This window comes from Bradyrhizobium sp. LTSP857 (assembly GCF_000938285.1).
Lineage (GTDB): Bacteria > Pseudomonadota > Alphaproteobacteria > Rhizobiales > Xanthobacteraceae > Bradyrhizobium.
This window is the reverse complement of the sequence record NZ_JYMS01000039.1, coordinates 233,708-245,826: the sequence shown is the minus strand read 5'-3', so window position 1 is coordinate 245,826 and position 12,119 is coordinate 233,708. Positions and strand designations below refer to the sequence as shown.

Genomic DNA, 12,119 nt, shown 5'->3' with positions numbered 1-12,119 from the left:
TCTGTGCGACCGGCAGAAAATGGATTGGTCAGCTTGTTGCAATGCGGTTGCGCCCTTGCGCCTTGGCGGAATAGAGCGCGCTGTCGGCGCGCGCGAGAAACGTGTCGGCAGTATCGTTGTCGCGCAGCGTCACGACGCCGGCGGAAATGGTTACCTGCATACCGGGCGAGAATGCGCTCCAGTCGAGCTCGGCGACGATGCTGCGCAGCCGCTCGAGCATGCGCGATGCAGCGTTGCCGTCGGTGCCGGGCAGCAGCAGCAGAAATTCCTCGCCGCCATAACGGCCGAAGCGATCGTCGGGGCGGATATTGGCAAAGATGGTGATGGCAAAGGTGCGCAGCACCTCGTCGCCGACGGGATGGCCGTGGGCGTCGTTGATGCGCTTGAACCAGTCGAGGTCGATCAGTGCGATGGCGCAGGGCGCCGTCGCCTGCCGCGACTGTTCGATCTCGACGTCGAGAAGCCGCATGATGCAGCGACGGTTGTAGGAGCCGGTCAGCTCGTCGAGCTCGGCGAGCTCCTCGATTCGCTGATAGGCCTCTTTCAGCTCGATGCTGCGCCGGTACAGGATCTTGCGCAGCGTGGCGCCGAACAGGCCGAGGAAGGCGCACTGGCCGATCACCAGCACGAAGCACAGCATCGAGGCGGTCCGCTGGAGCCTCGTCGCAACGGGCATGCCGATCGGCAGGTCGGAGGCGAGGAACACGGCCGCGAGCGCGCTGGTCGCGATCGCCCAGGTGAGCATCGCCTGGGCCGAGGTCATGCGCAGCGTGCCGAACGCGAAGATCAGGAACAGCACGCTGATGAAGGCAATCCCGATCGTCGGTACCGACACCAGGAACACGAATTGCAGCGCCATATGCGCCGAGATCTGGAAGACAGTGAGATAGTGGTCGTTGTGCTTGTCGCCGACGCCAGCCTCCGACATCACGATGAAGATGCCGATGATCAGGACGCCGCCGACCCAGAACAGCGACGGAACGTTCATATGAACGGCGCCGTCATAGGCGTAGAGCAGCAGCACAAAAGCGCCGAGCGAATAGCTTGCGATCTGGCCGACATACATCTGCCGGCGCTGCCGGGTCCGGCGCGCCAGCACCTCGGGCGCCGCCGCCGCGGATGTGAGGACGAGATCCACGACTTCAGCGGCATTCCTCTCCGGAAAGGACGTCGCGGCCGTGTTCATGGTCCCGCCAATGGTGGATGTCAGCCGAAAAAATCTACGTGGCAAGCCTTTAGGTTTGGTATCCTTTTGCACCGAATCCCCGGGGGACGCCGCGCGGGTGAGGGGGCCTTGAACGGCGCGGAATTTTCCGGCGAGTTAGGCATCGCAGGCGATATCGCGGACCAAAGCCGGCTCTGTGCGACATAAGCTGCACAGGGCTGTGTTATGGATCGGGCTCGATCGGGCCGTCTGTGCCGGCCCACGGCGTTCCGCAGGAAAGTGTTTCCGTATTATGTTACCGTTTTGGAGCGAAGCAGCCGGCCACCACGGGTGGGACAGGGAAAATGCGCGTATGTGGGGTAGATCACACAGACCCCCGTATGACTGCGGTAGGCTGAAGAATTTCGTCCCTCCCGTCGAACCGTCCACCGTATCGCCCCGACCAACCTTGCGAGACGGCCTTTGAGCGTGACACAGGCGGCTACGGACGAGGTCCTGATCGCCAGGATCGCCCAAGGCGACCGGCTCGCCATGCAGGTGCTGTACGGGCGGCATCATGTCAGGGTGTATCGGTTCGGGCTCAGGCTCGTGCGCGATGAACAGACGGCAGAGGACCTCATCAGCGAGGTGTTTCTGGACGTCTGGCGTCAAGCCGGCAAGTTCGAGGGCCGATCCGCCGTTTCCACCTGGCTGCTGGCAATCACCCGATTCAAGGCCCTGTCTGCGCTCCGGCGCCGGAAGGACTTTGAGTTGGACGACGAGGCCGCCAATGCGATCGAGGATTCGTCCGACAATCCAGAAACGGCGGTTCAGAAGAAGGATACCAGTGAAGCGTTGCGGGAGTGTCTGACGGGCCTCTCGCCGGATCATCGGGAAATCGTCGATCTCGTCTACTACCACGAGAAGTCCGTGGAAGAGGTGGCCGAAATCGTTGGCATTCCGGAGAACACTGTGAAGACGCGTTTGTTTTATGCGCGCAAGAAATTGGCCGAACTGCTGAAGGCAGCCGGCATTGAGCGAGGCTGGCCATGATGGCACTGAGCAAGAAGATGCTGGAGCGAGAGCCCAGTGAGATCGAGTTGCTGCTGCCGTGGCACGCCGCCGGCACGCTGAACGCGCGCGACGCCCGCCGCGTTGAGGAAGCGCTCGCCAGCGATCCGGAGCTCGCCCGCCAATATGCGGCGATCCGCGGCGAGTACGAAGAGACTATCCATCTGAACGAGAGCTTGGGCGCTCCCTCGGCGCGCGCGATGCAGAAGCTATTCGCCGCGATCGATGCCGAGCCGGCGCAGGCCTCCGGTTCGCTGCCGCTGTCGGCGCGTATCTCCACCTTCTTCGCGAGCCTGTCGCCGCGCACGCTGGCCTGGTCGGCGGGCTTTGGTGCCATCGCGCTGTTGCTTCAGGCCGGCATCATCGGCGCGGTGCTGATGAAGACCCAGCCCGCGACGTTCGAGACCGCCTCGCTCTCAACCAGCGCGCCGATCACGCGTGAGCTCGGAGCCGCCGCGCCGTCGCGGGCGCTGGTGCGCTTCACGCCCGAGGCGCGCGTCGCCGACGTCACCGCGCTGCTCGACAGCTACCAGGCTTCGATCATCGGCGATGCCAAGGGCGGCATGTTCCGCCTCCAGTTTGACAAGGCGATGAGCCGGGACGAACTCGCCGCACTGCTCGGCAAGATGCAGCGCGAGAAGTTCGTCAACCTCGCCGTGGCGGCGCCTTAAACGCGCCGCTGAACCAATGACGCGCAAGTCCGAGAGTAAGTTGCGAGCCGGGGCCTATGCTTCGTCGGTCGGAGCGGTGCTCCTGCTTGCCGCCTGTCTCGGTATCGAGGTCGCCCACGCCCAGGCGATCATGCGCACGCCCACCATCAGCCTACCCTCGCGCACGCCGACGATCTCTCCGAGCGTGGCGGCAAGGGCCGTGAGCGTCGATCGCGGTCCGCGTGTGGTCACCACCACTCGGATCTCGGCACGGATGGCGCCGACCTCCGTGCTGCCCTATGCGCACTACTCGCCGAACCTCTATCCGGCCTGCACCGCGGCCTATCGCGACGCCGACGGCGAGTGCCTGGCGCAGCCGAACGCGAGCGGTGACGGCTCCGGCAAATCGGCCAAGAAGAGCGCCGGTAATGGACGCCGCAACAACACGCCGGTCGCCGTAAACCTGCGCAGCTTCGCCAATGAATTCGTGGCCGAGATCGACAGCGCGCTGTCGCTGACCGAAGCCGATGAGCTTGCACGCCGCCACGGCCTTACGCGCATTGCATCCGAGAATTTCCCGCTGATCGGGGCCACGATCGGCCTGTTCCGCATCACCGACGGTCGGCCGTATGAGACGGTGCGGCGCGAGTTCGCCGCCGACGGCAGCGTGCGCTCGCTCCAGCAAAACTTCCGCTACGTGCTCCAAGACCAGAAGTCGGCGGTTCCGACCGAGGGCGACCCCGCGCAATATGTGCTGGCAAAGCTCCGCCTGCCGCAAGCGCACACGCTGGCGCATGGCGCCAATGTCACGGTTGCGGTGATCGATTCCGGGATCGACGCCAAACATCCCGAGCTCGCCAATTCCATCGCCGACACTTTCGACGCGCTCGGCAGCACCGAGGGACCGCATGTCCACGGCACCGGCATTGCGGGGGCCATCGTCGCGCATGCCCGGCTGATGGGCAGCGCGCCGGAAGCGCGCATCATCGCCATTCGTGCCTTCGGCGGCACCACGGGCGGCGCCGAGAGCTCGTCCTATATCATCCTGCGGTCGCTGAACTACGCCGCCGAGCACGGCGCGCAGATCGTCAATATGAGCTTTGCCGGTCCGAAGGACGCGGTGATCGAGCGCGCCATCGCGGCGACCGCGGCGCGCGGCCTGGTGCTGATTGCGGCGGCCGGCAATGCCGGCGCGAAATCGCCGCCGCTCTATCCCGCCGCCAATCCCAACGTGATCGCCGTCAGCGCCACCGACCAGCAGGACAGACTGTTCACCGCCTCCAACCGCGGCAATTACATTGCGCTGGCCGCACCCGGCGTCGACATCTTCCTGCCGGCGCCGGACGGCAAATACCAGATGACGTCGGGCACCTCGTTCTCGGCGGCCTATGTCTCCGGCGTCGCGGCGCTGCTCCTCGACCGCAACTATGCCCTGAAGCCGGAAGCGCTGCGCATGACGTTGGCGAAGACCGCGCGCGACCTCGGTTCACCCGGGCGTGATGATCTCTTCGGCGACGGCGAGGCCGATGCTTTTGCCGCAGTCATGGCTGTTCCGGCCGACAGCGCGACGCCGGTTGCGGCTGTGTCCGGTACAACAAAACGTGAAGATGTCGAGAAGCGTCGCGACGACCCAGGCATCCGCGCAATCGACCAACCTTCGCTGTCGAGCGCGGACGATAAAGCCACGATTTCTCAGGTGGATAGGCCGGCGACGCGATAGCGGCTGCGACAAGATTGCGCGCGGCGCGAAGGTTAAAAAATCGAACGCCGCGTTGAACGTTCAGCCCGCTGCCAACGACCTAAATATGTGGGAGCGGTTATCCCTCCCCATCAGTCATATTAGGCGCGAGCGCCCATCCACCCCAAGCGCCCATATGGCTCGACCCGTCCGGTTGTCCCCCCGGACGGGTCTTTTCTTTTTGGGGGTCTGATTTCTTGAAGCGCCGTATGACATCAGCTTCCGGTTGAGAGATTGCGGCTGGCTCACCGCCACCGCTCGGCCCCGGCGCCGCAGGCGCGCTATGCTTGTGCGGAGCTTGACTCCAAAACCCCTTAAAACTCCGCACGACTACGGACTTTTGCGACGAAAGCCGTGTCGTTGCTGGACAAGTCGAAACTTTTCCACAAAATATTCATGTCGCGTCTAAATTGATTCGTGTGCGTTGCGTCCCCGCGTCCGTATTTTTCTCCTCACGGGCTGGTTCATGACACATCGCCAAGAGTCTGTTCGCGCGTCTGTGCGCGCCGCGGCTTGCGACCCCGCCATTGCGGTGCGCTGGTGCGCTCTCGCCGAGCAGCGGCTGGAACATCTTTCCGAAATGTTCGAGACCGGACGCTGGCGCCGCTACCATTCCGAGATCGCATTCCTCGAAAACATCCAGGAAGCCAAACGCGCGGTCCAGACCTGGCGCGCCATCGCGACCGGCGAGGACGTCGCCGCGGCTGCCGCGAGCGTGACCACCGCGTTCGGCTGGTCGCCGGCGACCCTGTCGCGTCCCGCCCCGCGAGAGAAGCCGCAGACCTTGCAGCCCAAGGCCGTTCACATCCAGCCCGAGACGGCCGTGCCGGTCAGGCTCGATCCCAAGCCGGATGTACTGGCCGAGGTGACGGAAGCCCCGCTTGCCCCGACCGCACCGCTTGCGGCGCCTGCTACTGTGGCATTGTTCACCGCGCCTGCCGCTGTCGCACCGCTCAAGGCTCCCGCTGCGAAGGCACCGCTAACCGCACCTGCGGTGAGGCCGCCGGCCGCCGCGCCCGTTGCAATGGCAGCGTCCACCGCGCCTGCTGTAAGGCCACCGATTGCCGCGTCCGCTGCAATGGCGCCACTCGCCGCACCCGCTGTGAGGCCACCACTGACCACGCCAGCCACGATGGCAACGCTCCTGCCTCAGTTCGCCCCGCCGGCCGCCGAAATCGTCGCAGCCCCCGAGCGCGTCGTCGAATTCACCTTCAGCCTCGACGGCCTGGAAGCGAAGTACCCGCTGCTGCGCAACGCGTTCTGAGAGGATTGTTCGAGAGGATAGTAGCCTTCTCCAACCCCGTCATCCTGAGGCGCGAGCTCTGCGGTGCGCAGCACCGCGGGGCGAGCCTCGAAGGATGAATGGCCCGTCTGCCAACCGCGCGCCTACTGCCGCACCGCATTTCCGCTGACCACCACCTGCGCGAACCTCTGTGCGCCGTCCGCCGACAGATCGGACGTCACGGCACGTGCATGCTCCAGCCCCACCACGGCGCCGCGCGGGGTCTCGGAGATCATGTTGTTGTTGACGAGTGCTGTCCCCGCGCCCGGCACCACGGAGACGCCGACGCCGGCCAGCGCCTTGCGGATCACGTTGCCGGAGATCACGACGTCGCGCAGATATTTGCCCCAGCCGGCGACGATGCCGTAGGAGGGCGCATTCTCGATCACGTTGCCGGTCACCGATGAATCCGCCTCGATATAGATCCCGACGCCGGCATCATCGTCCGGCGCGGTGCCGATCGGCCGCTTCGGGATCAGATTGCGGATGATGTTGCCCTGGACCACCGCAATACGGCCGCCTTCGTTGAAATTGCAGACGGAGACGCCGACCGCAGCGCCGTCCACAATGTTGTTGGCGATCACGGCGGCCTCGAACGCAAACTCCGAATAGAGCGCGACCTCGCGCACGTCGCTGACGCTGTTGCCGGTAATGTGGATGTTGGAGGCCGAGTTGCCGCGCACCGCGGAATAATCGCAATTCCTGATGCGATTGCCGCGCACGATGACGTTGCCGGCGCGGAACGCGTTGATGGCGTTGCCATACTGGCCGGAGCCGCCGGGACCGGCCTTGATGTCCTCGATGCGGTTGTCGGCGACCAGCGTGCCGTCATCGCCGATCCCCGTGCGAAGGATCTCGATGCCGTTGTCGTTGGTCCCGATAATGGTGTTGCGCGCGACGCTGAGACCCCTGGCATCGAACGAGACCACGGCCGTCGCCGCGATGTTGGTAAAGATGTTGCCTGAGATGTCGCCGGACACCTGCTCGAGCCAGATGCCGCTGCCGCCGGACCCCGTGATCTCGCAATCATTGATGCGGACGTCGCGCCCGCCGAGCACGTGGATCAGTCCGCGCCGTGTCGGCAGCGGAATGCCGCCACCATCAAAGGTGATGCCGGCGATGCCGATCGAGTCCGAACCATCACTCTGGATCGCGGAGGCGCCGCCGGTGAAAATGAACTTGGTCGCGCCGCGCACGCCGATCAGTTGCGCACCATTCGGAAGCCGCAGCAATCCGCTGCGGTAGATTCCGGGCGGCAGCGCCAGCGGCATCTGCGCCCGCGCGGCCTCGTCGATGGCGCGCTGGAGCAGGCGCGTCTGGTCCTCGCTGCTGCCGGGCCGCACGCCAAACTGGGTCGCATCGCGGCCAAGCAGCGACGTCAGCGGCGCCGCGCGCGCGGCGTCGGCCGGCATGGCCAGCGCGCCGGCGATGCCTGCGGTCGAAGCTCCGATGAGATGACGGCGGTTGAGGTTCATGGCGCGTCCTTGCGGCGGACGCGGGACGTGTCCGCGCGGATTAGGTAGCGCAGAAACGGGGCGGGGCGGCCGGGGCCGCGAGGATTGTTCGTAGTAGGGTTAAATGTTTACGCAAGCGGAGGTGCCGTAGGGTGGGCAAAGCGTAGCGTGCCCACCCTTATCGCTGCGTATGTCGTTGCATGGTGGGCACGGCGCAAGGGCGCCTTTGCCCACCCTACGAAACGCGCGCCTTTCGTGCCAATTGCACCATCTCCATCAGCATCGCTTCGCCGGCATCCACCAGTTCCTCCAGCGTGATGCGCGGCGCGCCCTTGCGGCGTACCGCGCCACTTCGCGCGAGCAGGGGAATGTGGATGAACGCCGCAAGTTGCGGCCCGCCCGCCTTCACGTTCTCGATCGCGCGCCAGCTCAGATAATTGCAGAGATAGGCGCCGGCATCGCGCGACGACCGCGCGTCGATGCCGGTGAGGCGCGCGGCGCGCAGCAACCGTGCGGTGTGCTGACCGAACATCATCGCGTCGGCATTGCCAGCGATGCCGCGCTTGCTCGAGCGGGTGTTGGCGGCGTCCGGCCAGAGCATCGTGACCGCGTTGCGCGCGCGGGTCTCGATGCGCAGGTAGGAGGTCCGCGCCGCGAGACCGAACATCAGCAGTGCATCAGGCTTTACCTTCGCAATGACCTCCGGCAATTGCCGGTCGACCGCGGCATAGGTCACCGGGAAGATGTGGCTCGCGATCTCGACATCATCGAGCCCCGGCCGGCGCAGCCGCATCAGCCGTGCGACCAGCGGCTGGGTCGGATTATACGGCGCGCCGGGAAACGGCCCGAAGCCGGTGAGGAGAATGCGAAGCTTCTCGCTCATTGCAGCAACTCCAGAATCTGCTCGGCGGCGAGCGCCGGCGTGAGATGGCCGTCCGCCACTTCGGCCTCGATCTTCCGGACCTTCGTCCGCACCGAGGCCTCGCTGCGCAGCCGCGCCAGCATCCGCTGCTCCAGCATCGACCACATCCATTTCACCTGCTGCTCGCGCCGCCGCGCGGCGAACTCGCCGGACGCGTTCATCGCCTTGCGGTGATCGAGGATTTTCTGCCAGAGCTTTGCGATGCCGTCGCCGGTCAGTGCCGAATAGGTCTCGACCGGCGGATGCCAGTGCTCTGAGCGCGGCGTCAAAATGTGCAGCGCGCCGCGATAGTCCGCGGCCGTGATGTTGGCGCGCTTGAGATTGTCGCCGTCGGCCTTGTTGATCGCGATCATGTCGGCGAGCTCGACCAAGCCCTTCTTGATGCCTTGCAACTCGTCGCCGCCGCCCGGCAGCATCAACGCAAGGAAGAAATCGGTCATGTCGCAGACCGCGGTCTCGGACTGGCCGATGCCGACGGTTTCCACCAGCACGACGTCGAAGCCGGCCGCCTCGCAGAGCAGCATCGCCTCCCGCGTCTTGGCGGCGACGCCGCCGAGCGTGCCTGACGATGGCGAGGGGCGGATGAAGGCGTCGTCGGAGGCCGACAGCCGCGCCATCCGCGTCTTGTCGCCGAGGATCGAGCCGCCGCTGCGTGCCGAGGACGGATCGACCGCGAGCACCGCGACCTTGTTGCCCTGTTCGATCAGGTAAGTGCCCAGCGCATCGATGGTGGTGGATTTGCCGACGCCGGGCGAACCCGTGATGCCGACGCGCGCCGCCTTGCCGGTGTCGGGCAGCAGCATCTGCACCAGCTCACGCGCCAGCGCCTGGTGGTCGCCACGCCGGCTTTCGACCAGCGTGATGGCTCGCGCCAGCGCGGCGCGACTGCCGGCACGGAGGTCGCGGGTGAGGAATTTGATGTCGATGGATTTGCTAACGGTCATCATTGTCTTCGCGTTCAGCCGCTAGCGGCCCGACATGCGAATGTGTCTTTCGGCGCAGGATTTCAATGGTGGAAGGTGGACCTGAATAATGTCCCAAACGATTTCGGCTTTTGTCATATGATAGGCGTGACGCAACAGATTTCCGAAGTCGATCATCTTGCGCCAGTCGATCTCTGGCTCGGCGCGCTTTACGTCATCCGGGATGGATCTCGACGCCTCGCATATGATCTCGAGAAGACGTTCGATTGCCAGCCGAGCGGTTTTTTCAGAGACGAATTGCTCGAATGTGGAGCCCTTCACGACAATTTCGATGTCGGTGATGGCTTCCAGAATGTCCCGCAGCCGGTCTTCCACGGTCGGCGGCATTCAGAAGACCTCGATCAGGTCATCCGCGATCCGCTCTGCCATGCGCGGCTTCAGCAAATCTCGCATCGATAGTTGCGCCTGAAGGCCGACATGGTCCTCGATCAGGTGCAGGGCCTTGAAGTAGTCGAACTGTGGTGTTTCCTTGCGCGAGGTCGTCTCGATCAGGACGTCGAGATCGCTATCAGGACGGGCGTCGCCTCGCGCGCGGGACCCAAACAGGTACAGGCGCGTGACGCCCGCAGCCCTCAGGGCGGGAGCAAGCTCTCTGAGCTTCCCGACAAGCGTCTTGAGCGGAACGTCTGCGACATCGGTCATGGCTGGATACTAGCACGAGGCAGCCGTCCGGCCCAGCGATAGCGGGGCCGGCACTAACGCCTTGGCGGGCAGGCGAGGGTCCCTCAAGGGATGTTGCCGCGGGTTCGGCGTCCAGCACGAGCTCACGAGGCCTTGGCAAAACCGGCGGCCTTCATGGCTTGACCCATCTGGGCATCGGCCTGGTCCATGAAGGTTGCGAACTGGCTGGCATCGCGCCACACGGTGCCGAAGCCGCGCCGGGCCATGAAATCCCTGAACTCGGGGGAGTCGTGCACCTTCTTCAAGGCCGCGGTCAGCTTGGTGGCGATGTCCGGGGCCAGGCCCCTGGGCGCCGCGATGCCGCGCCATGAGCTGGTGGAATAGTCGACGCCAAGCGCCTCTTTCAGCGTCGGGACGTCGGGGAAGATCGGATTGCGTTCCGGCGCCATGATCGCGAGGCTCCGCGCCTGACCGGCCTCGATCGTGGCCCGCGCCTCCGGCACCGAGCAGGTGGTGAGATCGAGGCTGCCTGCGACGAGATCCTGCATGGCCGGTGCTGCGCCATTCGACGATGACCACAAGACCTGATTTGCCGGCAATCCCATCGCCTGCATCCAGCCGACGAGCGCGAGATGCCAGATGCCGCCTTGTCCCGTGCCCGATGCCTTGAACTTTCCCGGCGGGGCCACCTTGATGGCATCCGCGAGCTCTTTCACCGTCTTGTAGGGTGAGGACGTGGAGACCTGGATGCCCGGCGGGTCTTCGTTCATCAGCGCCAGCGCGGTGAAATTCCGCGGCGTGAGATGCGTCAAAGCCTGCCAATGCAGCATCGAGATTTCCACGGTCAGCATGCCGATGGTGTAGCCATCCGGCGGCGCGGTGGCGATCTCGGCATGGCCGACAACGCCGGACCCGCCGGTGCGGTTGACGACGTTGAATGGTTGGCCGAGCTCCTTTTCCAGCAGAGTCGCGATGATGTGCGCGGTTGCATCCGATCCGCCACCCGCACCCCAGGGCACGATCAAGCTCACCGGCCGCGCCGGATAGGCTTGCGCGCGCGCAGGCGTGAGGAGAGCGGAAGTGGCAGCAGCCACAGAAGAGGCCGCGAAGGTGCGGCGCGTGATCCCTGACATCAATGTTCCCGGCGGCGCCCTCGGGAATCGGGCTTGTATCCTGACCGCATTTTACGCGGCTTTGCGCGGATGTCGCAAGCGGCAGGCCTGCGGCGCTGTGAGCAACGCCTCCCGTCCCTTATGGCGATCACTGCGCCTCGTCTGCGTCGCCCTTGGGCCGCGCGCCGCCGAAGATGCGTGCGCCCTCCACCGTAAGGTAGGGCTTCAGCGTCTCCCACGGCACGAAGGCGACATATCCGCCCTCGGCGTAGGGGCCGACCGCATAGGGTGGATAGTGGAAGGTGAGGCCGGAGCTTTTTCCCGCCTCGGTGGAGGGCGCGAGCGTCACCGCACCGATCTTGACGAGGCTCGGCTCAACGCCCTTGAACCATTCGTCGGTCGCGGTCTCGCTGGTGTCGCGCCTCTTCTTTTCGCTTCTGAGCGAGGCGATCACGGCCTTCACCATCGTTTTCATGGTCGCGTCGTTGTCAGCGGTCTCGGTGAGCAACCGGCGGATCGAGATGCGCTTGTTCTCTGTCTTGTCCCACAGGATCGTGTTCACGTCGGAATTAGGATGCGCGCCGTGAGTGTCCATGTAGTCGTCGCGCAACAGGCTGACATAGCGGTCGGCAACGACGGAGCGAATGCTGTATTTGCGCTCAAAGTCCCATCCGCCGTCTTTGAAAAACTGTGGATCTTCCTTGCGCGAAGCGGCAGCATCGGCTGCGTTCTTGTCGAGCCATTTCTTGCCCTCAGTCAGACAATCCGCCGCCAGCGCCGCATCGGCCTTGATCTTGTCGTCGAAGAAGACGCGGGCCTCGATATTCCTGTTTTTGATGACGGCGTCGGGCTTGGGATCGGCGGCATGGGAAGGGGAGGCGAGGGCGATCGCAACGACGGCCGACAGGGCCGCGATGGTGCGCAGGAGCAGGCCCGTATGCGCATTTGCACGATGATATGTCACGTTAGTATCCATGAATTCCATACTCTCTTCGGCGCAGCCGTCTCCGAGCATCTGCCACAACATGGAGATCGCAAGATGAACCGGCCCAGAACGCCCCAGTGCGAACACCGGGTCGTGAAGTTTGGTCGCGGCAAACCGCCTGCCGGTTTGATGGTTGGGAGGCCGAAGCGGCGGCGGA

12 protein-coding genes are annotated in these 12,119 nt (G+C 64.8%); 4 read left to right on the top strand and 8 right to left on the bottom strand.

Translation table 11 applies throughout. The annotated features are described in order from the left end of the window. Positions 1 to 28: 28 nt before the first annotated feature. Complete coding sequence (locus UP06_RS25875) at positions 29 to 1,186, bottom strand: GGDEF domain-containing protein (RefSeq protein ID WP_045006488.1); 1,158 nt, start codon at positions 1,184 to 1,186, stop codon at positions 29 to 31. 441 nt (positions 1,187 to 1,627) lie between these two features. Here UP06_RS25875 and UP06_RS25870 point away from each other — a divergent pair, with 441 nt between their 5' ends. From UP06_RS25870 to UP06_RS25855, 4 genes are all read left to right on the top strand, one after another. Next, entirely contained in the window at positions 1,628 to 2,197 is a 570-nt protein-coding gene (locus UP06_RS25870) for a sigma-70 family RNA polymerase sigma factor (protein WP_045006487.1), read from the top strand. Continuing rightward, complete coding sequence (locus tag UP06_RS25865; RefSeq protein ID WP_045006486.1) at positions 2,194 to 2,886, top strand: hypothetical protein; 693 nt, start codon at positions 2,194 to 2,196, stop codon at positions 2,884 to 2,886. The genes UP06_RS25870 and UP06_RS25865 overlap by 4 nt, the downstream gene beginning before the upstream one ends. Positions 2,887 to 2,902: 16 nt before the next feature. After that, the gene (locus UP06_RS25860) at positions 2,903 to 4,585 is read left to right on the top strand and encodes a S8 family serine peptidase (RefSeq protein WP_045006485.1); all 1,683 of its coding nucleotides are present in this window, start codon (positions 2,903 to 2,905) and stop codon (positions 4,583 to 4,585) included. 484 nt (positions 4,586 to 5,069) lie between these two features. Next, a complete protein-coding gene (locus UP06_RS25855; protein WP_045006573.1) occupies positions 5,070 to 5,867 on the top strand; it encodes a TIGR03809 family protein in 798 nt (265 codons plus the stop codon). Between the two features lie 122 nt (positions 5,868 to 5,989). Here the strand turns inward: UP06_RS25855 and UP06_RS25850 are convergent, their stop codons facing one another. The 7 genes from UP06_RS25850 to UP06_RS25820 all read right to left on the bottom strand — a co-directional run bounded on the left by UP06_RS25850 (position 5,990) and on the right by UP06_RS25820 (position 11,902). Beyond that, positions 5,990 to 7,360 (bottom strand): TIGR03808 family TAT-translocated repetitive protein, encoded by a 1,371-nt coding sequence (locus UP06_RS25850; protein ID WP_045006484.1) that lies wholly within the window; start codon positions 7,358 to 7,360, stop codon positions 5,990 to 5,992. A 214-nt stretch (positions 7,361 to 7,574) separates the two neighbouring features. After that, positions 7,575 to 8,222 carry a pyroglutamyl-peptidase I gene (locus UP06_RS25845; protein WP_045006483.1) on the bottom strand — a complete coding sequence of 216 codons (648 nt, stop codon included), beginning with the start codon at positions 8,220 to 8,222 and terminating at the stop codon, positions 7,575 to 7,577. Further along, entirely contained in the window at positions 8,219 to 9,205 is a 987-nt protein-coding gene (gene meaB, locus UP06_RS25840; protein ID WP_156163234.1) for a methylmalonyl Co-A mutase-associated GTPase MeaB, read from the bottom strand. Before meaB ends, UP06_RS25845 begins: the two co-directional genes overlap by 4 nt. Positions 9,206 to 9,226: 21 nt before the next feature. Next, entirely contained in the window at positions 9,227 to 9,571 is a 345-nt protein-coding gene (locus tag UP06_RS25835; RefSeq protein ID WP_045006481.1) for a HepT-like ribonuclease domain-containing protein, read from the bottom strand. Further along, complete coding sequence (locus UP06_RS25830) at positions 9,572 to 9,886, bottom strand: nucleotidyltransferase family protein (protein WP_045006480.1); 315 nt, start codon at positions 9,884 to 9,886, stop codon at positions 9,572 to 9,574. It abuts the gene before it with no gap. A 122-nt stretch (positions 9,887 to 10,008) separates the two neighbouring features. Beyond that, a complete protein-coding gene (locus tag UP06_RS25825; protein WP_045006479.1) occupies positions 10,009 to 10,998 on the bottom strand; it encodes a tripartite tricarboxylate transporter substrate binding protein in 990 nt (329 codons plus the stop codon). A 127-nt stretch (positions 10,999 to 11,125) separates the two neighbouring features. Further along, entirely contained in the window at positions 11,126 to 11,902 is a 777-nt protein-coding gene (locus UP06_RS25820; RefSeq protein ID WP_045006572.1) for an RsiV family protein, read from the bottom strand. Positions 11,903 to 12,119: the final 217 nt, after the last annotated feature.